The organism is uncultured Tenacibaculum sp., from assembly GCF_947499065.1.
Taxonomy (GTDB): Bacteria; Bacteroidota; Bacteroidia; order Flavobacteriales; family Flavobacteriaceae; genus Polaribacter.
This window is the reverse complement of record NZ_CANMMT010000001.1, coordinates 507,848-533,260: the sequence shown is the minus strand read 5'-3', so window position 1 is coordinate 533,260 and position 25,413 is coordinate 507,848. Positions and strand designations below refer to the sequence as shown.

Annotated in this window: 22 protein-coding genes and 1 tRNA gene; 10 read left to right on the top strand and 13 right to left on the bottom strand. The window is 28.5% G+C overall.

The window, feature by feature from the left end; all coding sequences use genetic code 11:
• The gene (gene mutS, locus Q0958_RS02420; RefSeq protein WP_299119127.1) at nt 1–2,610 is read left to right on the top strand and encodes a DNA mismatch repair protein MutS; all 2,610 of its coding nucleotides are present in this window, start codon (nt 1–3) and stop codon (nt 2,608–2,610) included.
• A gap of 83 nt (nt 2,611–2,693) precedes the next feature.
• Here mutS and Q0958_RS02415 read toward each other — a convergent pair whose 3' ends face one another.
• Nucleotides 2,694–3,488 (bottom strand): universal stress protein, encoded by a 795-nt coding sequence (locus Q0958_RS02415; RefSeq protein WP_299119126.1) that lies wholly within the window; start codon nt 3,486–3,488, stop codon nt 2,694–2,696.
• Nucleotides 3,489–3,627: 139 nt separating this feature from the next.
• Between Q0958_RS02415 and Q0958_RS02410 the strand changes: the two genes are divergently transcribed.
• Nucleotides 3,628–4,962 (top strand): MATE family efflux transporter, encoded by a 1,335-nt coding sequence (locus Q0958_RS02410; protein ID WP_299119124.1) that lies wholly within the window; start codon nt 3,628–3,630, stop codon nt 4,960–4,962.
• Here the strand turns inward: Q0958_RS02410 and Q0958_RS02405 are convergent.
• Entirely contained in the window at nt 4,959–5,414 is a 456-nt protein-coding gene (locus Q0958_RS02405; RefSeq protein WP_299119122.1) for a GNAT family N-acetyltransferase, read from the bottom strand. The two genes, Q0958_RS02410 and Q0958_RS02405, sit on opposite strands and share 4 nt — an antisense overlap.
• A 48-nt stretch (nt 5,415–5,462) precedes the next feature.
• Here Q0958_RS02405 and Q0958_RS02400 point away from each other — a divergent pair, with 48 nt between their 5' ends.
• Nucleotides 5,463–6,230, top strand: coding sequence for an enoyl-CoA hydratase/isomerase family protein (locus tag Q0958_RS02400; protein WP_299119120.1), 768 nt, complete (start codon nt 5,463–5,465; stop codon nt 6,228–6,230).
• Between the two features lie 285 nt (nt 6,231–6,515).
• A complete protein-coding gene (locus Q0958_RS02395; protein WP_272150425.1) occupies nt 6,516–6,965 on the top strand; it encodes a 6-carboxytetrahydropterin synthase in 450 nt (149 codons plus the stop codon).
• 186 nt (nt 6,966–7,151) lie between these two features.
• Here the strand turns inward: Q0958_RS02395 and pth are convergent, their stop codons facing one another.
• The 3 genes from pth to Q0958_RS02380 form a co-directional block, all read right to left on the bottom strand.
• Entirely contained in the window at nt 7,152–7,718 is a 567-nt protein-coding gene (gene pth, locus Q0958_RS02390) for an aminoacyl-tRNA hydrolase (protein ID WP_299119118.1), read from the bottom strand.
• Between the two features lie 139 nt (nt 7,719–7,857).
• Entirely contained in the window at nt 7,858–8,433 is a 576-nt protein-coding gene (locus tag Q0958_RS02385) for a 50S ribosomal protein L25/general stress protein Ctc (RefSeq protein WP_272150427.1), read from the bottom strand.
• A 23-nt stretch (nt 8,434–8,456) separates the two neighbouring features.
• Nucleotides 8,457–9,398, bottom strand: coding sequence for a ribose-phosphate pyrophosphokinase (locus tag Q0958_RS02380; protein WP_272150428.1), 942 nt, complete (start codon nt 9,396–9,398; stop codon nt 8,457–8,459).
• A gap of 123 nt (nt 9,399–9,521) precedes the next feature.
• Here Q0958_RS02380 and Q0958_RS02375 point away from each other — a divergent pair.
• Nucleotides 9,522–9,603: transfer RNA gene (locus Q0958_RS02375), tRNA-Leu, on the top strand.
• Between the two features lie 55 nt (nt 9,604–9,658).
• On the opposite strand, the gene Q0958_RS02370 is transcribed toward Q0958_RS02375, so the two are convergent.
• The 6 genes from Q0958_RS02370 to Q0958_RS02345 all read right to left on the bottom strand — a co-directional run bounded on the left by Q0958_RS02370 (nt 9,659) and on the right by Q0958_RS02345 (nt 14,371).
• Nucleotides 9,659–11,815, bottom strand: a complete 2,157-nt coding sequence (locus Q0958_RS02370; RefSeq protein ID WP_299119115.1) for a peptidase domain-containing ABC transporter — start codon at nt 11,813–11,815, stop codon at nt 9,659–9,661.
• Between the two features lie 109 nt (nt 11,816–11,924).
• A complete protein-coding gene (locus Q0958_RS02365; RefSeq protein ID WP_299119113.1) occupies nt 11,925–12,101 on the bottom strand; it encodes a hypothetical protein in 177 nt (58 codons plus the stop codon).
• Between the two features lie 198 nt (nt 12,102–12,299).
• Nucleotides 12,300–12,464, bottom strand: coding sequence for a bacteriocin (locus tag Q0958_RS02360; RefSeq protein WP_299119112.1), 165 nt, complete (start codon nt 12,462–12,464; stop codon nt 12,300–12,302).
• A gap of 26 nt (nt 12,465–12,490) precedes the next feature.
• Nucleotides 12,491–12,661: a hypothetical protein gene (locus Q0958_RS02355; RefSeq protein WP_299119110.1), complete on the bottom strand. Its 171-nt coding sequence runs from the start codon at nt 12,659–12,661 to the stop codon at nt 12,491–12,493.
• Nucleotides 12,662–12,827: 166 nt separating this feature from the next.
• Nucleotides 12,828–13,136 carry a DNA-binding protein gene (locus Q0958_RS02350; RefSeq protein WP_299119109.1) on the bottom strand — a complete coding sequence of 103 codons (309 nt, stop codon included), beginning with the start codon at nt 13,134–13,136 and terminating at the stop codon, nt 12,828–12,830.
• 74 nt (nt 13,137–13,210) lie between these two features.
• On the bottom strand, nt 13,211–14,371 hold the full coding sequence (locus Q0958_RS02345) for an HlyD family efflux transporter periplasmic adaptor subunit (protein WP_299119108.1): 1,161 nt from the start codon (nt 14,369–14,371) through the stop codon (nt 13,211–13,213).
• 413 nt (nt 14,372–14,784) lie between these two features.
• Between Q0958_RS02345 and Q0958_RS02340 the strand changes: the two genes are divergently transcribed.
• The 5 genes from Q0958_RS02340 (at nt 14,785) to Q0958_RS02320 (ending at nt 21,320) form a co-directional block, all read left to right on the top strand.
• Nucleotides 14,785–16,860 (top strand): lantibiotic dehydratase family protein, encoded by a 2,076-nt coding sequence (locus Q0958_RS02340; RefSeq protein ID WP_299119106.1) that lies wholly within the window; start codon nt 14,785–14,787, stop codon nt 16,858–16,860.
• Nucleotides 16,850–17,674, top strand: a complete 825-nt coding sequence (locus Q0958_RS02335) for a thiopeptide-type bacteriocin biosynthesis protein (protein ID WP_299119104.1) — start codon at nt 16,850–16,852, stop codon at nt 17,672–17,674. Before Q0958_RS02340 ends, Q0958_RS02335 begins: the two co-directional genes overlap by 11 nt.
• Nucleotides 17,658–19,340: a helix-turn-helix domain-containing protein gene (locus tag Q0958_RS02330; RefSeq protein ID WP_299119102.1), complete on the top strand. Its 1,683-nt coding sequence runs from the start codon at nt 17,658–17,660 to the stop codon at nt 19,338–19,340. The genes Q0958_RS02335 and Q0958_RS02330 overlap by 17 nt, the downstream gene beginning before the upstream one ends.
• A 95-nt stretch (nt 19,341–19,435) precedes the next feature.
• Nucleotides 19,436–19,627, top strand: coding sequence for a class I lanthipeptide (locus Q0958_RS02325; RefSeq protein ID WP_299119100.1), 192 nt, complete (start codon nt 19,436–19,438; stop codon nt 19,625–19,627).
• Nucleotides 19,628–19,667: 40 nt separating this feature from the next.
• Nucleotides 19,668–21,320 carry a S8 family serine peptidase gene (locus tag Q0958_RS02320; RefSeq protein WP_299119098.1) on the top strand — a complete coding sequence of 551 codons (1,653 nt, stop codon included), beginning with the start codon at nt 19,668–19,670 and terminating at the stop codon, nt 21,318–21,320.
• A gap of 259 nt (nt 21,321–21,579) precedes the next feature.
• On the opposite strand, the gene Q0958_RS02315 is transcribed toward Q0958_RS02320, so the two are convergent.
• Nucleotides 21,580–22,257, bottom strand: a complete 678-nt coding sequence (locus tag Q0958_RS02315) for an ion channel (protein ID WP_299119096.1) — start codon at nt 22,255–22,257, stop codon at nt 21,580–21,582.
• 7 nt (nt 22,258–22,264) lie between these two features.
• Nucleotides 22,265–25,378: an efflux RND transporter permease subunit gene (locus tag Q0958_RS02310; protein ID WP_299119095.1), complete on the bottom strand. Its 3,114-nt coding sequence runs from the start codon at nt 25,376–25,378 to the stop codon at nt 22,265–22,267.
• Nucleotides 25,379–25,413: the final 35 nt, after the last annotated feature.

Sequence of the window (25,413 nt, the reverse complement as noted above, 5' to 3'; positions counted from 1 at the left end):
TTGGCAAAAACAAAGGCAAAAAAGGTAACTCCACTAATGCAACAGTATAACGGAATTAAAGCTAAATATCCGGACGCTATGTTACTTTTTAGAGTAGGTGATTTTTATGAAACCTTTGGTGAAGATGCTATAAAAGCTTCTGAAGTTTTAGGGATAATTTTAACCAAAAGAGGAGCTGGTAGTGAAAGCGAAACTGCTTTGGCTGGTTTTCCACATCATTCGTTAAACACCTATTTACCTAAATTAGTGAAATCAGGTTTACGAGTTGCTATTTGCGATCAATTAGAAGATCCTAAAATGACTAAGAAGATTGTGAAACGTGGTGTTACCGAATTGGTAACTCCAGGAGTGGCTTTAAACGATGAAGTGCTACAATCGAAGTCGAACAATTTTTTAGCAGCGGTACATTTTGGTAAAAAATTGTTAGGAGTTTCTTTTTTAGATGTTTCTACAGGTGAGTTTTTAATAGCACAAGGAAATGAAGAATATGTAGATAAGCTTTTACAAAACTTTACTCCAAGTGAGGTTTTAGTAGAGAAAAAACACAAGCAACGTTTTTTAGAACTATTCACAAATCGTTTTCATACTTTTTATTTAGATGATTGGGTTTTTCAAAAAGAATATGGAAATGAATTGTTAAGTAATCATTTCAAGGTTAAAAACTTAAAAGGTTTTGGTGTTGATGAATTAGAACACGGGATTATAGCTGGAGGTGCTGCCATGTATTATTTGTCAGAAACCCAGCATAACAAAATAGAACACATACAATCAATTAGTAGAATTGCTGAAGATAACTATGTTTGGATGGATCGTTTTACGGTTAAAAACTTAGAATTGTATGGAGGTAATTCGGTAAACTCGGTTTCTTTATTAGATGTTATAGATAAAACAATTTCTCCTATGGGAGGAAGATTGTTAAAGCGTTGGTTGGCCTTGCCATTAAAAGATTTGGAGCAAATTCAGCAACGTCATGAAATGGTCAAGTTTTTAATTGATAATGACGATTTCTTTGAAACGGTTTCTTATCAGTTAAAGCAGGTTTCAGATATTGAGCGATTGATATCAAAAGTTGCTACAGGTAAAGTATCGCCACGCGAGGTGATTTTATTAAAAAACTCGTTAAAAGCAATTTTACCTATAAAGGAAGCTGCTGAGAAAAGTAAAAATAAAACGGTTAAAGAATTAGGAAAACAATTATACGATTGTAAGCCTTTAATAGATAAAATTATTGAAACTGTTTTAGAAGAGGCTCCTGTAAATATTAATAAAGGAAATGCAATAGCAAGTGGTGTTTCTAGTGAATTAGATGAATTAAGAAATATATCTAATTCAGGAAAAGAATACTTAGATAATATGCTTGCTCGTGAAACTGAAAGAACAGGAATTACGAGTTTAAAAATAGCGTTTAATAATGTTTTTGGATATTATATTGAAGTTCGAAATACACATAAAGATAAAGTCCCAGAAGAATGGATTCGTAAACAAACATTGGTAAATGCCGAACGTTATATTACGGAAGAACTGAAAGAATACGAAGCAAAAATATTAGGAGCAGAAGAAAAAATTCAACAAATAGAAGTTGAGATTTTTGCAAAACTTGTTCAGTATATTATCGATTTTGTACAACCTGTTCAACAGAATGCACAAAGCATAGCTAAAATAGATGTGTTATTATCATTTGCAACCTTGGCAATGGATAATAATTATGTGCGTCCTTTAATGGATAATACTACAGACCTTGAAATTAAAAATGGTCGCCATCCTGTAATAGAAAAGCAATTGCCAATAGGCGAGGAATATATTGCTAATGATGTAGTTTTAAACTGCAATCAACAGCAAATAATTATGATTACAGGACCAAACATGTCGGGTAAGTCGGCAATATTACGTCAAACAGCATTAATTGTTTTACTGGCTCAAATGGGAAGTTATATCCCTGCTCAAAATGCTCGTATAGGTATTGTAGATAAAATCTTTACAAGAGTAGGAGCGAGTGATAATATTTCTATGGGAGAATCAACTTTTATGGTTGAAATGAATGAAACGGCTTCTATTTTGAATAATATTTCGGAACGTAGTTTGGTTTTATTAGACGAAATTGGTCGTGGAACTTCTACTTATGATGGTATTTCAATAGCTTGGGCTATAGCTGAATATTTGCATGAACATCCAGCAAAAGGAAAAACTTTGTTTGCTACACATTATCATGAGTTAAATGAAATGACTACGACATTTGAGCGTATTAAAAACTTTAATGTCTCTGTAAAAGAGTTAGATAATAGTATAATTTTCTTACGTAAACTTGTTGCTGGAGGTAGTAATCATAGTTTTGGTATTCATGTAGCAAAATTAGCAGGAATGCCAAATATGGTAATTCATAGAGCACAAAAAATATTAAAGCAATTAGAAGAGAATCATTCACATAAAGAGGTAAAAGACACTTTGAAAGAAACACAGCATGAAGAAATGCAAATGAGCTTTTTTCAATTAGATGATCCTTTATTGGAGGATATCAGAGAAGAGATTTTAGCAACCAATATTGATACACTTACACCAATTGAAGCCTTAATGAAGTTAAATGAAATTAAGAGAATGTTGGTGAAAAAGTAAATAAAAAAGGAAGCGATTAAGCTTCCTTTTTTAATATATTTAAGTCATTTCCTTTTTATTAAGAAGCAAAAAACTTTTGCAAATTATAATTTACCTCTTAAAACAAGAACAGGAATATTACAATGAAATTCTTTTTTTAGAATTGTATTACTTTCCCAAAGTTTTTGAAAGAAACCTCTATTTCTTCTAAAAACACACAGTAAATCCGGGTTATGTGATTGGAAATGCTCTAAAACTCCTTGGAATGTTGTTGCGTTTTCAGTAATAGTCAATTCTGATTTTATAGCTTCTAATCCTGAATCTAATTTTAAATCATTATCAGTATAAGAAGGAGTTTTTACTAATAACAAGTTAGATGTTGCTGAGAAAGCTGTTAATACCTTTTGTAAAGGAGTTAAAACACCTTCTTTATTTATAATCCCCGATTTAAATGCTGTTAATACCTTTTTAATAGGAGAAAAAGCATAGTTTTCAGGAACAATTAACATAGGAATATCAGTTTGTTTTAAAACACTTCCCGACGTATTTCCTAAAAATACCTCTTCTTTAATAGAGTTACTTTTAGGTCCCATAATAATTAAATCGATATTTAATTCTCTGTTAATAGAAGTAATACTTTCCAAAACATTTCCTTTGGCAGTAATCATTTTAATATCTACATTCTTTCTATCAACAGAATTAATCATAGTTCGCAAATACAAATTGGTTTCTCTTTGCATAGTATCATCCGCATTTACAAAAGCACCCGCTTTAGACAATATCTTATAAGCACGCATAACCAATAGTTTTGCATTCACAGCTTCAGCAAAGTTTATTGCATATTGTAATGTGTTTATTGAATTGTCTGAAGAACCAATTGGAACTAATATATGTTTCATAAAAATCTTTTTTTAAATAATAATCGTGTTTTTTGATACACAAGGGTGCAAAGATAATTAATATTTAAAACTCTTAATTTTAAGTGTTTTGTTTCTTAATATAACAGAATAGCCGTTTTTTTGTGGTGAATATTAGAATATGAATCACGATATAAGTTTTAAAAGGATTAATCAATTAGCAATACCAGCTTTAATTGCTGGAGTTGCAGAGCCTTTATTATCTACCACCGATTTAGCTATTGTAGGAAATATAAAATATAATGCCACTGAAAGTATTGCTGCAATTGGTATTGTAGGTGCTTTTTTATCAATGTTAATTTGGGTGTTTGGACAAACCCGTAGTGGAATATCTTCTATAATTTCACAATATGTTGGAGCTAATAAATTAAATGAAGTAAAAGATTTACCAGCACAAGCAATAGTTTTAGTAATTACCACTAGTTTAATTATTTTGGGTATAAGCTACCCTTTTGCAAAAGAAATATTTGAATTTTACAATGCTACTGGAACTATTTTAGAATATTCTATAGAGTATTATAAAATTCGTGTTTTTGGTTTTCCGTTTACGCTTTATGTAATTGCTGTTTTTGGAATATTTAGAGGGTTACAAAATACCTATTACCCAATGCTTATTGCTATTATAGGAACGGTAGCTAATATTATTTTAGATATTGTATTGGTTTATGGTATTGAAGGATATTTACCAGCAATGAATATTCAAGGAGCAGCTTATGCTAGTGTTTTTGCGCAAATTATTATGGCAATAATAGCAACATATTTATTGCTTACAAAAACAGAAATTTCACTACAGTTTAAATTACCTTTTAATAAAGAAATCCCTCGTTTTGTAGTCATGATTTTAAACTTGTTTGTTAGAACTATTGCTTTAAACGTAGCTTTATATTTCGCCACATCTTACGCAGCTTCTTATGGAAAGGAATATATTGCTGCTTATACCATAGGATTGAACCTATGGTTAATGGGAGCTTTTATGATTGATGGATATTCATCTGCAGGAAACATCTTGTCAGGTAAATTATTAGGCGCAAAAGCTTATAAAACGTTGGTTAAGCTGGGTAAGAATTTAATTGTTTACGGATTTGTATTTGGTGGTTTTTTAGCATTGGTAGGATTTGTGTTTTACGATTTTATTGGAAGAATTTTTACTCAAGAAAAAGAGGTTTTAGAGCAGTTTTATAGTGCTTTTTGGATTATTCTACTGATGCAGCCGGTTTGTTCGATTGCTTTTATTTACGATGGAATGTTTAAAGGAATGGGAGAAATGAAATACTTACGAAATGTATTGTTGTTGTCAACAGCTTTTGTTTTCATTCCAGTATTGTTGTTTTTTGATTCTATGGATTATAAGTTATATGCAATTTGGACAGCTTTTTACGCATGGATAATAGCAAGAGGAATTCCGTTGATTGTAAAGTTTAGAAATAAATTTTCCTCTCTAGTTGTAGATGCTTAAATAGATTTTTCAAAAACAATTTTGGTTTGACCTTTTTCATTGGTGTAAACTTGAATAATATCAAACCCGTTTTTTAAATTAAGAATCAACATTGGTTTAAATTTATTCATTGATTTTGTTCTTAATTTTTTAAAACCGTTTTGTAAAGCCCAATTTTCTTGTAGTTTAGCTAGTTTACTAGCAATTCCTTTTTTTCTGTATTGTGCTAGTACTCCACCAACCCAACTATAAAAAGTGTTTGTGTCGTATTGATATCCAATTTTAAAACCAACAGGATTATTGTTGTAATAAGCTATTATCGAAAACACTTTTTCTTTACTTTGAATTCTTTCTAGGAAGAATTCAGCAATAGCATCATTAAAAATAGAAGTATATAAAGTTAATAGTTCTTCTAAACCCTTTTTATCTGGAATACCTTCTATTTGGTTAAAAAACAGGTTTTGATCTTTCATAATTTTTTAAAAACTAAAATTAAGATTATTTTTGAACAAAGAACAAAAATGACGACAACAAGAGAAAACGGAAGTTTATATACACATATAGAAAATAAGGTAGCTACTATCGAATTTGGTCATCCAGCGAGTAATTCATTTCCAAGTGAATTATTAGAAAGACTGGCTAAAGAACTTGATAAAGTCTCAGAAAATGATGAGGTAGCAATTATTATATTAAAATCTGAAGGAGAGCGTGCTTTTTGTGCAGGAGCTTCTTTTGATGAATTAGTTGCTATTGATAATTTGGAAGACGGAAAAAGTTTCTTTTCTGGATTTGCAAATGTGATTAATGCAATGCGTCGTTGCTCTAAACTAATTGTAGGTCGTGTACAAGGAAAAACTGTAGGAGGTGGAGTTGGATTAGCAGCTGCTTGCGACTATGTATTTGCTACAGAGCATGCTTCTATTAAACTTTCTGAGTTTACAATAGGTATTGGTCCATTTGTTATAGCACCTGCTGTAGAACGTAAAATAAGCGTTAGTGGATTAGCTGAATTAACTTTAGATGCTACTAATTGGAAAAATGCTTATTGGGCAAAAGAGAAAGGTTTGTATGCTCGTGTTTTTGAATCTATTTCTGATTTAGATAAAGAGCTTGAGATTTTTTCTGAAAAGCTAGCATCTTATAATCCTGAAGCTTTAAAAGAGATGAAAAAAGCTTTGTGGAAAGGTACAGAACACTGGGAAGAGTTGTTGATAGAAAGAGCGGTTACTTCAGGAAAATTGGTGTTATCTGATTTTACTAAAAAAGCACTAGCTAAGTTTAAAAAGTAAATTATGTTTTTATTTCAAGAGGTAAAAGGGGATAAAAGTTATCAATTTGGGTATGAAGTTGGTAAATGGATACATCATAACCCAAAGCTTGTTATTCTATTAGGAATTGTTATTTCTTTAGGTTTCGTATGGTTATTAACTAAAGTTGTCAAACAAATTCGTACATTCGGCGAATAAAAAATTTAGAATTATGGGTGGAGATTATTTATTTGCCATTTTAGCAGCTGGAGTAGCAGTAGTATACTTTTATAATAAATACAGAAGTAATAAAAAATTTAAAAGATAGTGAGCAACATTAGAATAACAAAGCAGTTTACTTTTGAAACAGGGCATGCTTTATACGGTTATGATGGAAAGTGTAAAAATGTTCACGGGCATAGTTATAAACTTTCAGTAACTGTTTTAGGGCAACCAATTACCGATACGTCTAACGTAAAATACGGAATGGTAATTGACTTTGGAGATCTAAAAAAGATTGTTAAAGAAGAAATTGTTGATGTTTTTGATCATGCAACAGTGTTTAATAAAAATACACCGCATGTTGAATTAGCTAAAGAGTTAAAAGATAGAGGACATCATGTTATTTTAGTCGATTATCAACCTACAAGTGAAATGATGGTAATCGATTTTGCTGAAAAAATTAAGAAACGTTTACCAGAAGGTCTTCAGTTACATGCTATAAAATTACAAGAAACAGATACTAGCTTTGCAGAGTGGTTTGCTTCAGATAATTAATTAGAATGTAACATTTGTTCATATTTAATTACTAATTAGTATAAATGAAATAGAACAATATGAAAGAATTATTAAAAAAATGGAGTGATTTTTATAAATGTGAAATAAGAACATTTAATAAATTACTAGGAATTAAATAAAAAAAGCCAAGGTTTTTCCTTGGCTTTTTTAGTTTTTATATGAGTTTTACTTTCCATTAAATTCATTCATGGTATTGGCTAAACCTGCAGTAATAAAAGAAGTAACTGCTTTTACCGAAGTAGGAATACGTTCAATCATTTCGCTTTCTTCTTCATTAGACCATTCACCTAATACAAAATCAACTTGACGTCCTCTGCCATAATTAGCTCCTACACCAAAACGAAAACGAGGATAAGCACCTGTATTAAATTTATCTTGGATATCTTTTAATCCATTATGTCCACCAGAGCTACCTTTGGCTTTAATACGAATTTTACCAAAATCGATATTTAAATCATCAGTAATTACCAATAGGTTTTCTACTTTGATATTTTCTTGTTTCATCCAGTATTGAACTGCTTTTCCACTTAAATTCATATAAGTGCTAGGTTTCAATACAATTACAGTTTTTCCTTTAATTCTTAGCCTAGCAATGTCTCCAAGCTTTTCAGTTTCAAAACTACCTTCGTGTTCTTTTACAAAAGCATCAACGATTTTAAAACCTATATTATGACGTGTATTGTGGTATTTCTCACCAATGTTACCCAATCCTACCACTAAAAATTTCTTCATTGTATTCTTTTCTGTATTTGTTGATTGTGTTCTAAAAAAGCTTTTTAATTTAGAAAAACAAGAGTTTAAAAACATGTGTCAAAAATAAAAAAAAGCGTTACACAACGGTAACGCTTTTATATTTTAGTGTAAAAACTGATTATGCTTCAGCTTCTGCAGCAGCTTTAGCAGCATTACGAGACATACGTACTTGAGCTACTACTGTGTTATCTGGGTGTAGTATTTCAAATTTATCATTCTTTAACTCAGTAACGTATAATTTATTACCAATTTGTAATTCAGTAATATCAGCTTCGATAAAGTCAGGTAAGTTAGCTGGTAAAGCTTTAACTCTTAATTTACGTAAGTTGTGACGTAAAGCACCACCTACCATAACACCTTTTGCACTACCTACTAAACGTACAGGGATTTCCATAGTTACAGCTTTATCTTCAAATAACTGGTAGAAATCTACGTGTAAGATATTGTCAGTTACTGGGTGAAACTGAATGTCTTGTAATACAGCGCTGTATTTTGTTCCATCTAATTCAATCGCAGCAGTAAATACGTCTGGAGTATATACTAATGGCGTGAACATTTTTGCATCAGCTGAAAAGTGTACAGGCTTATCTCCTCCGTATAATACGCAAGGAACCTTTCCAGCATTACGTAAGGCTTTTGTTGCTTTTTTACCTACGCTTTCTCTTTGAGATCCGTTGATTGTAATTGATTTCATTACTTTCTATTTATTATATTTATTTACATTAAAAATTGATCGCTAATAGATGTATTGTCTTGAACTTTATGCATCACATCAGCAAACAAAGCGGCGCAAGTTACAACTTTTATTTTAGATACACTCTTTTTTAAAGGAATTGTATCTGAAACAATTAACTCGGTTAGCTGTGAATTTTGAATTTTTTCATAAGCATTACCCGAAAGTATAGGGTGAGTACAAATAGCACGTACACTTATTGCCCCTCTTTCCATCATTAAATCTGCTGCTTTTGTAAGTGTTCCTCCCGTGTCAATCATATCATCAACAAGAATAACATTCTTACCTTCTACGTTACCAATTAATTCCATATGAGAAATTACATTAGCTTTTTGACGTTGTTTATAACATATTACTACATCACTTTCTAAATATTTAGAATAAGCATAGGCTCTTTTTGAACCTCCCATATCTGGCGAAGCTACTGTAAGATTGTCTAACTGTAAGCTTTTGATGTATGGAAGAAAAATAGTAGAAGCAAATAAGTGATCTACTGGTTTTTCAAAGAAACCTTGAATTTGATCAGCATGTAAATCCATTGTCATAATTCGAGTAGCACCAGCAGCTTCTAATAGTTTAGCAGCTAATTTTGCTCCAATGGCTACACGTGGTTTGTCTTTTCTGTCTTGACGAGCCCAACCAAAATATGGCATAACAGCTGTAATGTGTCTTGCAGAAGCACGCTTGGCAGCGTCGCACATTAGTAACATTTCCATTAAATTGTCTGCATTTGGAAAAGTTGAACCAATAAGAAAAACTCTACGTCCTCTTACAGATTCTTCAAAAGCAGGTTGAAATTCACCGTCACTAAAATGAGTTGTTTTTACATTTCCTAATTCTGCTCCGTATTCTTTAGCAATTTCTTCTGCCAATTCCATACTTTGAGAGCATGCAAAAATCTTCGGGCTTAATTGATTTATAGCCATTTATAAAAGTGTATTTATAGTTAATGTTGTTGTTAGGGCAAAAGTAAAACTATTTTGAGAGTTTAAAAGTTATTTTTAAACGAATTAATTAAAATATTTTTTAGATTTGCAGTGCACTTTAACGCTCGAGTGGCGGAATTGGTAGACGCGCTGGATTCAAAATCCAGTTCTTTCGGGAGTGTGGGTTCGATTCCCACCTCGAGTACAAAAAAAACGTAATTCATTTTTTTAATGATTACGTTTTTTTTAAATGTAGAAAATTACAATAGTTTAGGAATTTGTTGTTGCCATAAATCATAATATTTTCCTTGTTTATTATATAGTAAATTATGATTTCCTTGCTCTAATACTTTTCCTTTTTGTAGAACTACAATATCATCTGCATTTACTACTGTACTTAATCTATGAGCAATAATTATAATTGTTTTATTTTGTTCACGTAAGGTTTCTACTGCTTTTTGAATATAATTCTCAGAAGAAGAATCTAAAGAAGAAGTTGCCTCATCTAGTACCAAAACTTCTGGTTGCTTATATAATGCTCTAGCAATAGCAATTCGTTGCTTTTGTCCGCCAGATAAAGTAGCTCCATTTTCTCCTAAGTATGTATTAAACCCATTAGGTAAACTTTCTATAAACTCTAAAATTCCAATTGATTTACAAATGTCTATTATCAATTCCATATTAGGGGCAAAATCTCCAACGGCAATATTATCAATTACATTACCTGCGAATAAGTCTATTTTTTGAGGTACAACGCTTACCAACTCACGTAAGCTCTCATGTTGTATATATTTTAAATCTAAATCTCCAATGGTTATTTGTCCTTTTTGTAAAGGATATAAGTTTTGTAATAAGGATATTAATGTTGATTTACCTGAACCACTTTCTCCAACAATAGCTGTAATATTTCCTTTTTTAATTTTTAAGTTAAAATCAGTAAATACTTGTACTCTTGTACCATATCTAAAAGCTACGTTTTTAAATTCGATATCTTCAATTTTATCTTTTCTTAATACAATTTTGTTTTCATTTTCTTCTCGTTCTAAATCCATGATTTCAAACAAACGGTCGGCTGCGATTAATGCATTTTGTATTTGTTTATTCGCTCCAATTAAACTTGCTACTGGACTCATAAAATATCCTATAATAGCATAAAAAGACATTAATTCTCCTGCAGTAATTTCTCTCTCAATAACAAAATAAGAACCAGACCATAATAAAATAATAGTAAATAACTGTGCTATAAAGGTTGTTGAAGTTCCTGAGAAAATTGAGTTTAAAGCAGATTTATATCCAACGTTTAATAAACTTATAAAACGCGTTTCTGTTTTAACGTTAGCAAAACTTTCTAGACCAAAACGTTTAATAGTTCCCACAGAGTTTAAAGATTCTACTAACTGGCTTTCCAAATCAGCAGAACTCTCCATTATTTTACGTTCTGTTTTTTTATTTAATTTATTTATAATTAAATATATCACTAGATACAAAGGGATAACTAATAACATGATTAATGCTAATTTCCAATAATACATAAACATAATACCAAAAGAGAAAAATAGGATAAGAATATTAACCGTTAAACTCAATGAAACATCGTTTATAAAAGTTCTAATTTTTACTGCATCGTTAATACGAGAAATAATTTCTCCTACACGCATGGTATCAAAAAACTGCTGTGGTAATTTTAATAAGTGTTTGTAATAGCCCAGAATTAAACGAGCATCTATTTGCTGTCCACTTTTAATAAGAAATACATCTTTAAAAATACCAATTACAATTTGTAATACCAGTAATGCAAGCATTACAATGCTTAATAAGTTTAATAATTTGGTGTTGCCTCCAATTAAGACATGATCGGTAATTTTCTGTATATAAATAGAGGTAGAAAACCCTAATAATGTATAAACAACCGCTCCTATTAAGGCTTGCAATAAAACAAATTTGTGAGGCTTTAATAAAAACCAAAAGCGTTTTAAAACAGACACTTTTTCATTACCTGTAGTAAATTCTTCTTTTGGTAATAATAAAACTAAAACACCTGTCCATTCTTTTAAAAATTCTTCATGTGTTTTTTTATGGATTTTCCCATCTCCAGGATCCATAATTTTTATATACTCTTTGGTTACTTCGTAAATAACTACGTAGTGGTGTAATTGTTCTTTAACAATTATATGTGCAATAGTAGGTTTAGGTACCTTAAACAAACTATCTAATTCACCACGTACACCTTTAGCTTCAAAACCTAGTTTTTCTGCTGCTTCAATAAGACCTAATAGATTTGTGCCTTTTTTATCTGTACCTGCATACTGACGTATACGAGCTATAGGTAATTGTAAATTATAATGAGCTGATATAGATGCTAAGCATGCTGCTCCACAATCAGTAATATCATGTTGTTTTATTGTTGTCTTTGCCATTTATTTTGAATATCTAAACAAATAAAAAAATGTTTACTGTAATAAAATTGCAGTAAACATTTTTTAGTCAAACATTTTTATGTTTTAATAAAAGTGTTGGTATAATATTTTAACCATGCCAAGCTCCTCCAGCTTTTAAAGCTCCAGGATTTCCTGTTACACGGCCTTCTCTAACAAAGCCTCTTCCAATAGCCTTAAATAAGTCAAAAATAAGACCTCCTCCATTAGTTTTTTGAATTTCAAAATTATTCAACTCTTTAACCTGAAAATTTTCTAAATTTTTCATAAAATTATTATTTATTGTTAATATTTCAATTATAAATGTATTCACTTCAATTAAATAGCATTGAATAAAACATTTTTCTTTAGTAGAATGTTTTAATTAAAGTTATATCCTTTTTTATATTTAGTATTTTGTATAAAAAACATGAATAAAGGATAAAACAAGTCAGTTTTATAAGTAAAACTGACTTATTGTTTGTTTTTAACCTTGCCAAGACCCATATTTAGTACTAGTCCAGTTACCAGCAGAAGCAGCTCTACCTTCTCTAACTAAACCTTTACCTATAGCTTTGAAGATTTCAAAAATTAAACCACCTCCGTTAATGTTTTTTAATTCGTTGTTTGATAATTCTCTGTAATTTTTCATTTTTCTATTTTTATGTTATTTTAATTTTATCCTTTAGCAGCTTCTTCTTTAATACCAGCGGCTAAACCATCAATAGCATCATATGCTATGATTGCTATTGCTAAATAAGGTAACCAAGGAAATGGATTACCTCCATTAGTTTTTTTAATTTCGTCAGTATTTAGTTCTTTAACTCCAAAACTCTTTAAACTTTTCATAAAATTATATTTTAGATTAATATTTTATATTTTGATTATAGTTTTAAATCATTGTTTGATTAAAGAATATTATATCAATAATTTTTCACCTATAACCTATATTAAAATATTATAATGTGCACCTAATAATATTTTAATACTCCAAATATAGATGCACCCACTGCAACTAACTTGCAATGTGTAATTTTGTTGAAGAAAAATAACTACCACCAAATATTTGGGTTACTTCGTTATTGGTTAATACGTTTACAGAGATAGATACTTGTAAGTCGAAATCTTCACAATAATGGTAAGTTTTCCTGCTTCTACTATAACAAATATTAGCGTTATAATCCTTTAACTGTTCTATTAATAAATGAACAGAACGTTGGCTTATTTGTAATAAATTCGCCAGTTCTTTTGGAGTACCTGTATTTTCATTGGTAATTAAACCGTGTAGTTGTTGTAAGCGTTCTAAGGTTTTTAGATTTTTCATATTTCTTTTTTTTTAAATTTATTTGTCATTACTAGAAGAAGAAATTGCTTTGTACCCTGTAATGATGATAAGTATTAGTTTTTCGCAACTTGAGTTGTTGGATTTAACCAATTGTCCATTTTGTCATAGAGTAAATCAAATAATGTACGTTGGGTGAGTTCGAAACGACTGTTTACAAACATTCCTTTTTTTAAGTGTCCTTTAAACCCGTTTTTTAATTGTAAAAACTCTTGATTTAAAGAGCACAAAACTTTAAACATAGGTGTATTGTTAACCATTTGGACATCGTTACCAATTTCTATTATTTTTCCTGTTGCTACTCCCCATTGATTATAATTAAAAGCACTTACTTGAAAATTAACTTTATTGTCCTTTTTTAATAAACCTATATTGTTAGGGGGTATATAGCATTCTACAATTAAATCGGTTTTTGGTGAAATTTCTGCTAGTTGAAGTCCGTTAGAAATAAAGCTACCATTTTCAATTCCTTTTACATTTAATAATGTGCCAGTAATTGGAGCTTTTATAATAGATAAACTATTGTTTTCTTTTAATTGAGTATTATTGTTTTCTAATTCCTTTAATTGGTTTTGGTAGTTAACCAATTGATTTTGCCAATTACTAAATTGTTGCTTTTTGTATTGAGAAATAGCATTTAAAGCTAAATCATATTCTAACTTACTATTATTAAGTGTTACTTTGGCAATGACTCCTTTTTCAAATAAGCTTTTATTTCTTTTATAATCTTCTTTAATTTTTCTAAAACGAGTTTTTAATTCGTTGAGTTTTTGTCTATAAAAACTTACTTCTTGTTGATATTTTAAAGATTTAAGGTTTTTTACATGAAACGTACCTGTGGTTAATAACTTTAAATCATTAATAAATGTTTTAGTGTCTTCTAATTGACTATCAATGTTTTCAATTTTTTGATTTATTGCTAAATTATTAATTACTATCAACGTGTCTCCTTTCTGTACTTGTAGGTTGTTTTTAAGCTGATGAAAAACAGTTTTACCGCTTGCACTGCTATTTATCGTTATTCTTTCTTTATCTGCTCTAATTAATCCTTGAGAGGTGTTGTAGATTGTGATTTTAATAAAAGGAAGAGAAACAAAAGCAACAATTAAAGCAAGTAAAATAAGACTGTATATAATTTTACTTTTATTAGAATGTTTGAATTGGTGTACTTGAACACTGTTTTCTATAATTTCTTTCGGAAATATTTGCTTAGCCATATTTTTTTAATTTAAAACCTCTCTACTTTTTAGAGTAAAAAATAAAGAGGTTATTTTTCTTTCTCACGTAGAACTTTCCCTACTTATAAATACAGTGTAAATCAACGCAGAAAAAATTCAGTTAACAATTAAAGAGAATCTAAATTCATGAAAAACGAGTCGATATTTATAAATATCTTGCATTTATTTTTTTATTAAACATCTTGTTTTTAGGTGTTTATGTGGGTGCTGGTAAGTTTTGGTTTTTAAGTATATTCGCATCTTCAAAAAATGAATAAATTACGTTGAAAGAGAAAAATCCATATCAAATATTCAATAATTACTGCTTAAGAACCCCACTTTTTTCTTTTTCTAATTATTTAAAACAAATAGAAAAAAATAAAATATTAGAAGAAGATTTTAAACAAATTCTTATGGACCCTATTTTTAGAGAAGCATTGTTTTTAGCTTCTCCTGAATTACTAGTTCAGATTAAAAAATGGGAAGCGGGGTATATAAATGATGCTCAAAAAATTAAAAGATTACAAATAACAATTTTAAAATATTATACTAGAATTTCTACTCGATGTACTCCTTTCGGATTATTTTCTTCTTGTGAACTAGGTGGTTTTGATAGTAAGACAGAAATTGAACTAGGGAGTTTAAATGATTATAAAAGAATTACACGATTTGATACAACTTTTTTAAATAGTTTGTTTCATCAGCTTTTAAAAGAAGAAAATATTAGAGAGAATATTTTGTTTTACCCGAATACAAGTATTTATAAAATTGGAGACCATTATAGATACGTAGAGTATACAATTAAAAATGAAAAGAGATTATATTCATTAGAGGGAGTTCAGTATTCTACATATATAGAGCTGATTTTAAAAGAAGCAAAGAGAGGAAAAAAAATTAGTGAATTAGTAGAACTTATTATTGATGAGGAAGTTACATTTATTGAAGCAAAGGAGTTTATAAATGAGTTAATTGAAAATCAAATTTTAGTTTCTGAATTAGAAATTACAGTTACAGGAAGTGATTATTTATCTAAGTTAATTAAAAAAATAGATTCTCTTTCTGATAAGTATAATTATCGACTTCAAGAAATAAAGAACTCTTTAGAATTTTTAGATTGTAGATTTAGTACTTCTATTGAAAAATACAATGAAATAACAGATAAAGCGAAGTTTTTATTACCAAACTTTAATCATAAATATTTATTTCAAGTAGATTCCTTTTCAAGTAGTTGTAAAAACAGATTAAACAACTCCTGTAAAAAAGATTTATCAGAAGCACTAATAATTTACAATAAAATTTCGATAGATTTTGCAAACTCAAAATTAGAGAATTTTAAGAATAGGTTTTTAAATAGGTATGAAAGTCAATTACTTCCTTTAAATATTGTTTTAGATACCGAGGTAGGAATAGGTTATGGGAATAAAAAAACTAGTAACACATCATTATTAGATGGTATTACTTTAGGAAAAAACTATAATCGTTATGAAGAAATTATTTGGTCAGATATAGATGGAATTTTACAAGAAAAATTGAACTCAGCTCTTTTAAATAATGACAAAATAATTAAATTATCAAAAAAAGATTTTGAAGGTTTACCTATAAAATGGGATGATATTCCAGATACTTTTTCTTCTATTATAGAAGTTTATGGTAATGATACGTTTTTTATAAAGAGTATTGGTGGGGCTAGTGCTACTAATTTACTTGGAAGATTTGGAAATAAAAATAATGATTTTTCTAAATTTTTAAAAGAAATAGGGAAAGTTGAACAACAAATTAATAAAGATAAAATAATAGCAGAAATTATCCATTTACCAGAAGCAAGAACTGGAAATGTATTGCATAGGCCTGAAATTTATGATTATGAAATTCCCTATTTAGGAAAGTCGAACGTAGATAAAGAAAAGCAAATACCTATTGATGATATATTTATTAGGGTAAGAAATGATGAAATTGTTTTATACTCAAAGAAACTTAAAAAAGAAATTATACCAAGATTAAGCAATGCTCATAATTTTGAGCATAGTTCATTACCTATTTATCAGTTTTTATGTGATTTACAAACTCAAGGAAAGAGAAATAGAATAGGATTCTGTTGGAACCCAATTTTTTCAAAGTCCATTTTTTTACCTAGAGTTGAGTTTCAAAATGTTATTTTTTCAAAAGCTCGTTGGAATATTAAAACAGAAGTTTTGAAGAATATGGTAAAAGAAAAGGATATGATGTTTTTGATAGAGAAATGGAAAAAAGACTTAAGATTACCTGATTATGTTCAATTAATATATGGTGATAATAAATTATTAATTTATTTAAAAAATAAAACATCAATAATAATGCTGTATGAAACAGTTAAAAAAGCCAAGTTTTTTTCTGTAGAAGAGTTTTTATTTACCGATAGTGGAGTTGTAAAAAAAGGAGATAAATCATATTGTAATGAGTTTGTTGTTTTATTTTATAACAAGGTTAAGCAATCGAAATATGAAGCATAATTTTATACCTGGAGAAGAATGGCTTTATTATAAAATTTATTGTGGAGTTGAAACTACTGATACAGTGTTAAATAATTGTATAAAACCATTAGTTAATTCTTTTTTTAAAAAGAATATTATAACAAAATGGTTTTTCATAAGATATTCTGATCCCGAAAACCACTTAAGAGTTCGTTTTTTACTTAAAGACACTCGAGATTTAGGATTAATAATTACTGAAATTCAAAAAAAGCTTCATTTTTTTATAGAATCTAAACAAATTTGGAATATTCAGATAGATAGTTATAAAAGAGAGATTGAAAGATATGGGTTAAACTCTATTGAAAAAGCTGAAAGTTATTTTTTTAATGATAGTACAATGGTTCTAAATATAATAAAAGAAGAAAAAAACGATGAAGTTAAATTTATTAAAACTGTAGAGTATATCAAGTTAATTATAAACTTATTTGAGTTTTCTGAAAAAGAATTGTTACATTTTTTATCATTCAATAAAGAAAAATTTAGGAGAGAGTTTAATGCAGATAAAAATACCAATAAGTTTTTAAGTAAGCTGTACCGAAATTTAAAATTTCAATCTTCAAAAATTGAAAAAAAACAAGAAATTAAGAGCCAAAAAGAGATAGTAAATTGGTTTCTAAAATTAAAGAGTATGAATGAACTAGAAGTATCTTTAGAAAGTTTATTAAGTAGTTTTATACATATGACGTTTAACAGAGTTTTTAATAGTGAACAACGAATGTATGAGATGGTTTTTTATGATTTTTATTTCATTAATTTTAAATCGAAAATTTTAAGAAATGAAGTTATTCAATAAAATATTTGCTTTTTGTTTTTTCTTTACAATTTTTCAAATATTTAATAGTAATGCTCAGCAAAAAGATTCTCTAGATTTTAAAAGTTTTAAGGAGTTAGCTAAATTATATTATGATAATGAAAAAGATTCTTTAATAACTAAAAAGGTTGCAGAAAAATATTTACAAAAAGCGAAGTTAAAAGAGGACACCATAAAAATAGCTAATGGTTTTTATTTCTTGACAAATGTTTTTAAGAAAAATGATAAATTATATTTATCATATAATGATAGTATTATTTTTTTGACGAAAAATTCTCATTCGGAGTTTTATCCTGTAATAGGCTATTTTAATAAAGGAGATTATTATTATCAAAAAAGATTTTTTTATAAATCTCTTGAAAATTATTTAGAAGCAGAAAAACATCCTAAAAACGCATATTTATATGATATAAAACATCGGTTAGCATTGTTAAAATCGAGATATGGTAAGGATGAGGAATCATTATTATTATTAAAAGAAGTTTATAATTATTATTCAAAAAAAGGATATGAAAAGAATAGTACGGCTAATTATTTGTCAATTGTCTTTGCTTTAACAGATTCTTATTTAAGGAATAAGAAAATTGATTCTGCTAGTTATTATTGCAAATTGGGATATGATAAAAGTTTAAAAAATAAAAATGTAAGTCTTGTTAATTATTTTAGATTTGAAAAAGGACTAATAGAATTTCATAAAAAAAAATATAAAACAGCAATAGACAGTCTAAAAAAATCTTTACCAATAATTATAAAAGATAAAGATTTAGCAAATGTTTCTTATGCGAATTATTATTTAGGAAAATCATTTCAAGCTATAGGAAAAATAGATAATGCTATTGAATCATACAAAAAGGTTGATAGTATATATCAAATTACAAAAGATATTCACCCAGATTTAAGGTCTGGTTATGAGTTGCTTATTGAATTTTATAAAGAGGAAGGAGATTTAAAAAACGAACTACTTTATATTAGAAAACTTTTAATTATAGATAGGCAGTTAAACGAGAGTTATAATTCAGTAAATAATTTTTTTGTAAAAAATTATGATACTCCTAAATTATTAAATAAACAAAAAGAGTTAATTTCTAAATTAAAAGAAAGATCAGGTTTAAGTATAAAATTAATTATCTTTTTACTAATAGTTTTGATTAGTAGTTCTATTTTTAGTTTTTACCATTTTAAAAGAAAAAACGAGTATAAAAGAAAGTTTAAAGAAATTCTGTTAGAGAAAAAAGATAGTTTTGAGGTTCAATTACCGAAGAAAGAAGAATTGAAAATACCAAAAGATATTTTAGAACATATATTAATAGGCCTGGATAATTTTGAAAAAGAAAATGGCTTTTTGGTTAAGAAAATAACTTTAAATTCTCTAGCAGAGAAATTAGAAACTAACACTTCATATCTCTCAAAAACTATAAATCATTGCAAAGGAGAATCTTTTTCAAATTACTTAAATAGATTACGAATTGATTATGTAATTCAAGAATTAAAAAAGAAAGAAAGTTTATATCTAAAGTATACTATTAAAGCCATTGCTAACGAAGTAGGTTTTAGTAATTCAGAATCTTTTTCTAAAGCTTTTTATAAGTTAAAAGGCGTTAAACCATCTTATTTTATTAATCAATTGAAAAAGAAGGGTGTATACTAGTCTATATTTATAAATACAGACTTATAAAGGTTGTTTATACATATCTAAAAGAAGTAAGTTTGCTACTCATTTTAAATTCAAAAAAGTAAAGTATAATGAAAAGCAAAAAATTAAAACTTGAAAAATTTACGATTACTAAATTAAACAAAAAAAGCCTTTCTTCTATTAATGGAGGGTTTAATAAAGGAACAGATGGAGGAGGACAAGGTGAAACCATTATAAAAACTATTGGAGGAGATTCGCCAACAAGACCAACTGAACTAGATTTTAATTATAAAACAAGATAAAAGGCAATTTATTTAAATTGTCTTTTTATTTTTGATTATTATGAAAAAAATAAATATTCTATTAGTTTCTATTTTGTTTCTGTTCTTTAATTGTTCGAAACAAAAGTTTAAACCAATTACAGTTACTGCTAAAAAATTACTTCAAAAACACATACCTTTAAATAATGAAGAATTAGAAAACTGGTATGTTAAAGACCTTAATCTAGACACAATACCAGGTATTAGTCTTGAAAGAGCTTATAATGATTTATTACAAAATCAAAATGGAAAAAAGGTATTAGTAGCAATAATTGATACTGAAATAGATATAAAGCATAATGATTTAGAAAAAAATATTTGGATTAATAATAATGAGGTACCCAACAATAATATTGATGACGATGGAAATGGGTATATTGATGATGTTAATGGGTGGAATTTTATTGGTAATTTAAAGAATGAAAATATTCTATATTCTAATTTAGAATGTGTAAGAGTTATTCAAGAATATGAAAATAAAATAAAATTTAGTGATTCAATTTTATTAAAAAAAACGAACGAGTTTGAGACATATCAAAAGGCAAAAGAATATTATAAAAAGAGTTTAAAAGCAGCAAAAGATGATCAAGAATATGCTATGTTTTTATATGAAGGTTATCCAAAAGCTAAAAAAGCATTAAAGAAATTATTCCCTAAAGAAAATTACACAAAAAAAGAATTAGATAGTATATATAGTAGCAACAAAAAAAAGAATAAAGAACTAGCAAAAAATGCGTATTTTTTATCTGATTGTATAAAATATGATATATCTAAAGAATGGATTGATAATTATAAAAAAAACATAGATAATAAATTAACTAAGACACTTAATTTAAACTTCTTTGATAAAGAAAATATCGATAAACAACCAGATAATTTAGGGTTCATTAAGTATGGAAATCCTTATGTAAATAAAAATATTTCAGAATTTTATCATGGTACTTTAATTGCTGGTCTAGTTTCATCAAAGTTAAATAATGAAACTTATAATAATATTGAAATTATGCCTTTAGCGATTTCTTCTAATGGAGAAGAACATGATAAAGATATTGCTTTGGCTATTAGATATGCCGTTGATAATGGAGCGAAAGTAATTAATATGAGCTTTGGGAAAATGTTTTCTTTGCATAAAGAATGGGTTTTTGATGCTTTTAAGTACGCTGAAGAGAATAATGTTTTAATTGTTTCTTCTGCTGGAAACTCTAATGTGGATTTAACTATAAGTAATAATTATTATCCTAATGATAACCTTAATAATGGAAAAGAAATAGTTAATAATTTTTTATTGGTTGGTTCTATTTCAAGTAAATTAGATAAATCATTTAAATCATATTTCTCAAATTATAGTAATGAAGATGTGGATATTTTTGCCCCTGGTGAATATATATATACAACTTTACCAAAAAACAAATATAAATTTGATAGTGGAACATCTTTAGCTTCAGCAATTACCAGTAAAGTTGCAGCACTAATTTATTCATATTATCCAAATTTATCTGTTGGTCAAGTAAAAGATATTTTAATGGATTCAGGCTTAAAATATACTTTTGAAGTTTCTACACCGATAAAAAAAGATAAAAACAAGACTACAATTTTTAGCAAGTTATCTAAATCAGGTAAAGTATTAAATGCATATAATGCTTTAATTATGGCAGATAGTATATCTAGAAATTAGATTTTTATTTTTGAAGATATAAATAATGATGACTTGCCTTTTATTAATAAGATAAGTCATCATTATAAGTTTATAAATTATCCTTAATTTTTAAATAAGTAATCGCTATTATTAATACTAGTTTTAGCACCATTTTTACTAATTAATTTAAAGATTTTAGAATTAGGTTTTTTAACTTACTTCTCAACCTAGAATACAAAAGCCTCAACGTATTATGTTGAGGCTTTTTTAAATTGCATAAATATGCACAAGGGGAGACTTAATTTTTTACTGAATGTCTAATGTATTTTTCAACTACGACAGCAGTAATGATCACTATATAGAATTGACCCATTAAGCCTGTTAATATTGATGCTTTTTGAGCAATAGGTGTTAATGGAATAATTTCTCCATATCCTATTGTTAAGAGGGTTATATATGCGTAGTATAACAGTGAATCTATTTTTTGATCTATAGAAACTACATCTAACAAAATTCCTCCAAACGATCCTGGATTGCTAATTTCTACTGTAAGAAACATAAGAAAAGCTATTAATCCTAAGGAAATATAGCCGCTCATTAATCCTATAATTACGTTTTTGTTTACTTTTTTCGCATTCCAAACCTGTTTTATAATCGCTATGGTTACTGTTGTATAAAACAAAAAGTAGAAACCTAAACGAACATACATGTAAGAATCTGTTGTTGTATTCTGAATCATACTTAATCCTAAAACGAAAAGAAGCAGAGTAAAAAGGGAAATAAAAAACCAAAAAAGCTTTTTCTTTTTAGAGATTAATATAATACCAGCTGCAATATTTATAAGAAAAAGAATAGGCATTAGTTTTTCTTGAAAAAATTGAACAGGAAACAATAATGAACCAAATAAAATAGCTAGCAGACTAAAAAAGAAAGTCTCAAAGCGATGTTCGTATAATGTTTTATATAAATCTTTCATGTTATTCTTAATCTTCTAATAAAGCTTCGTTAAACTCGTAGTTTTTGTAATTTACTTTGAATAAAGCACTATATAACGATGGAATAAATAATAAGGTAATAACGGTTCCGAATAATAATCCAATCATAATACTTACAGCCATACCTTCCCACATTTCTCCTCCTGAAAGGTATAATGGTATTAAACCTAGTACAGTGGTAAATGTAGCTAATAAAATTGGTCTAAATCGTTGTAAACAAGCTGCAATAACAGCATCTTGATCGTTTTTACCCAAGCCTTGCTCTACTTCCATTCTGTCTATAAGTACAATAGCATTATTAATTACTATTCCCGCTAAAGATATTACCCCTAAGAAAGGCATAAAACCAAATGGTTCTTGGAAAGTTAATAATCCAACAACAACTCCAATTACCCCTAAAGGAATGGTTAAAACAACCATTGTCATTTTTCTAAAAGAATTGAACTGAATAATTAATAAAAGAACAATGATAAACCCTGAAAGAGGTAAGTAAGAAATAACTGAACCCATACTTTCTGCAGATTGTTTTGCATCTCCACCTAATTCGTAAGTATATCCTTGAGGCCAATTTTTAACTTGTTCATCTAACCATGGTGTTACTTCTGCCATTACAGTAGTAGCGTTACCATCTGCTCTAAGTTTAGAAGAAATATTAATAGTTTTTCTTAAATCTAAACGTTTTACTTTTGAATATTGCCATTGTGGAATAATGTTAGCTACTTGTAATAATGGTACAGTTTTACCAGAATTTTGAGCAAAAATATTTAAAGTTTCTAAAGAAGCTAATGTTTGTTGTTGGCTATCTCCACTTCGCATTAAAATAGGAATTGACTTATTATCTTCTCTATATTCACCAGTATTAAATCCGTCTAAAACTGTTTGTAAAGAAGTAGCAATATCCTGACTTGAAACTCCAGCTGTTTGCGCTCTATTTTGATCTATTTTTATTAAGAACTTTTTACTTTTTGGACCCCAATCATCTTTTACATTTTTTGTTCCTGATGTATTAGATAATTTTGTTTTAATAGTTTCTGAAATTTTAGCTAGCTCATCAGGATTAGGTCCCGATACTTTAATTTCAATCGGAGTTCCTCCTCCACCAGCACCTAAAGCACCTACTTTGATATCAGCATTTGGGAAGTTTTCAAACGTATAACGATCTAATTTTTTAATCATTAATTTGTTTTCGTTGAAAGAACTTGTGTTTACTAAGATATGAGCATAACTTGAATTTGCTTCGTCTTGTGAATATCCTAAATCATACGATTCTGGCCCTTGTCCAATATATGACGACCAATCAGTAATTCCTAAAGTTCTATCTTTTGAAGTTTTTAAAGAATCGAGCATATATTGTTCAATTTTCTCTACTACTTCTTTTGTGCGCTCTATTTTAGTTCCTAATGGCAGATTTACATCGACAGTAATCATATTACGATCACTATCTGGGAAGAAAACAAAATCTACTTTAGTAAAACCATAAAGAGAGATAAAAAAGGCAACAAATATTCCAATAATTACTTTCCATTTGTTACTTAAAGCGATTAAAATTAAATCTTTATAATAGAATTTTAGTTTGTTTATAATTCGATCTATAAAACTAGGTTTTTTCTCTCCTTTTGGTTCAACCTTTAAGAAAAGGAAACAAAACATAGTTATAACGGTTAAAGCAATAATCCATGATGACATTAAGGCTATAGTAATTACCACAAATATTGGTCCTACGATATCTCCCATGGTTGTTGGAGACATATAGAAGGCTAAAAAGGCTGCTGAAGTTGTTAATGTTGAAATTAATAAAGGCATCCATAGTTCAGAAAAGGCATCTACGGCAGCTTTCTTTTTATCAACTCCTTGTTCCATTTTTACCATAATGGTTTCGGCAACCACGATGGCATTATCTACTAGCATTCCTAATGCCATAATTAATGCGGCTAATGTAACCTGATTAAGCCCCATTCCCATAACTCCCATTATCATAAGTGTCATTATGGTTACTATAGGAATTAAACTTGCAATTACAAATCCTGTTCTTATTCCAAGAAAGACAAGCATTACAACTAATACAATTCCTATTGATTGTAATAAGTTTGAGATAAAATTGTTGATTTTATCATCAATATAATTGTCCAAAGATGATACTCGAGTTAATTCTAATCCAACAGGTAGTTTAGCCTTCCATTGTGCTACAATAGTATTTACGGCATTACCTAATTTTATAACATTCGCTCCTTTTTTGAGGTTTACGTGAAGAGAAACGGCACTTTTCCCGTCTACTTTTACAATTTGTGTTGGTGGGTCAATGTAATCTTTCTTTATGGTAGTGATATCACCTAATTTTACTAACTGTGATCCGCTAGTTCCAACAGGAATTAACATTTCTCTGATGTCTTCAACAGAGTTAAAGTTTCCTGTAGGCTCTAAAATGATACGTTCATCTCCCACATTTATTTGTCCACCAGAGCTTAAGATATTTGTTGTAGAAATTATCTGCTGTAATTTTGATGATGATAAGCCGTAGCTTTTTAATCGAGCATTATCAAACTCGATAAAAACACGTTCTTCTTGTATACCTCCTAAAGTTACTTTCGCTGCATCTGGTAATTTTATTAAATCATCTTTAATATCATCAGCATAGTCTTTCATTTCAGCATAACTATATCCGTCTGAAGTTAAACCAACAACAATACCATATACATCACCAATACCATCGTCGTTTAAATTTGGAGTTACTCCTTGAGGAAGTCCTTGCATAGCTGTTAGTTTTCTTCGTAAACGATCCCAAACTGCTTGCATTTTTGTTTTACTAACTTCATCTTTTAAGGTTACAGAAACTACTGATAATCCTGTTCTAGAAGTACTGGTAACCTCTTTAAGTTCTGGTAATTCTTGAGCGATTTTTTCAATTTTATCACTTACCAATTGCTCAACACGTTCTGGACTTGCTCCTGGAAAAGTAGATACCACAGTAGCTACTCTTACAGTATATGGAGGCATACTATCTCGTGATAACCCAGAATACATTACCAATCCCATTAAAATTATGGTAGCTAATACCATAAAAGTAATTCGGTTTTTATCTATAGAAAATTGTGCTAAATTCATTGTTTAATTAGTTTTTCTTTTCCCTATAATGGAAG

What these genes read in the sequence shown, in the direction of transcription:
- pth (WP_299119118.1), bottom strand. Translation starts at nt 7,718, where the DNA reads ATGAAGAAATTTTTAGTGGTAGGATTGGGTAACATTGGTGAGAAATAC.
- Q0958_RS02340 (WP_299119106.1), top strand. Translation starts at nt 14,785, where the DNA reads ATGGACCCTATTTTTAGAGAAGCATTGTTTTTAGCTTCTCCTGAATTA.
- Q0958_RS02315 (WP_299119096.1), bottom strand. Translation starts at nt 22,257, where the DNA reads ATGAAAGATTTATATAAAACATTATACGAACATCGCTTTGAGACTTTC.
- Q0958_RS02365 (WP_299119113.1), bottom strand. Translation starts at nt 12,101, where the DNA reads ATGAAAAATTTAGAAAATTTTCAGGTTAAAGAGTTGAATAATTTTGAA.
- Q0958_RS02330 (WP_299119102.1), top strand. Translation starts at nt 17,658, where the DNA reads ATGAAGTTATTCAATAAAATATTTGCTTTTTGTTTTTTCTTTACAATT.
- Q0958_RS02370 (WP_299119115.1), bottom strand. Translation starts at nt 11,815, where the DNA reads ATGGCAAAGACAACAATAAAACAACATGATATTACTGATTGTGGAGCA.
- Q0958_RS02335 (WP_299119104.1), top strand. Translation starts at nt 16,850, where the DNA reads ATGAAGCATAATTTTATACCTGGAGAAGAATGGCTTTATTATAAAATT.
- Q0958_RS02400 (WP_299119120.1), top strand. Translation starts at nt 5,463, where the DNA reads ATGACGACAACAAGAGAAAACGGAAGTTTATATACACATATAGAAAAT.
- Q0958_RS02385 (WP_272150427.1), bottom strand. Translation starts at nt 8,433, where the DNA reads ATGAAATCAATTACAATCAACGGATCTCAAAGAGAAAGCGTAGGTAAA.
- Q0958_RS02350 (WP_299119109.1), bottom strand. Translation starts at nt 13,136, where the DNA reads ATGAAAAATCTAAAAACCTTAGAACGCTTACAACAACTACACGGTTTA.
- Q0958_RS02415 (WP_299119126.1), bottom strand. Translation starts at nt 3,488, where the DNA reads ATGAAACATATATTAGTTCCAATTGGTTCTTCAGACAATTCAATAAAC.
- Q0958_RS02380 (WP_272150428.1), bottom strand. Translation starts at nt 9,398, where the DNA reads ATGGCTATAAATCAATTAAGCCCGAAGATTTTTGCATGCTCTCAAAGT.
- Q0958_RS02310 (WP_299119095.1), bottom strand. Translation starts at nt 25,378, where the DNA reads ATGAATTTAGCACAATTTTCTATAGATAAAAACCGAATTACTTTTATG.
- Q0958_RS02325 (WP_299119100.1), top strand. Translation starts at nt 19,436, where the DNA reads ATGAAAAGCAAAAAATTAAAACTTGAAAAATTTACGATTACTAAATTA.
- Q0958_RS02405 (WP_299119122.1), bottom strand. Translation starts at nt 5,414, where the DNA reads ATGAAAGATCAAAACCTGTTTTTTAACCAAATAGAAGGTATTCCAGAT.
- Q0958_RS02410 (WP_299119124.1), top strand. Translation starts at nt 3,628, where the DNA reads ATGAATCACGATATAAGTTTTAAAAGGATTAATCAATTAGCAATACCA.
- Q0958_RS02360 (WP_299119112.1), bottom strand. Translation starts at nt 12,464, where the DNA reads ATGAAAAATTACAGAGAATTATCAAACAACGAATTAAAAAACATTAAC.
- Q0958_RS02320 (WP_299119098.1), top strand. Translation starts at nt 19,668, where the DNA reads ATGAAAAAAATAAATATTCTATTAGTTTCTATTTTGTTTCTGTTCTTT.
- Q0958_RS02355 (WP_299119110.1), bottom strand. Translation starts at nt 12,661, where the DNA reads ATGAAAAGTTTAAAGAGTTTTGGAGTTAAAGAACTAAATACTGACGAA.
- Q0958_RS02345 (WP_299119108.1), bottom strand. Translation starts at nt 14,371, where the DNA reads ATGGCTAAGCAAATATTTCCGAAAGAAATTATAGAAAACAGTGTTCAA.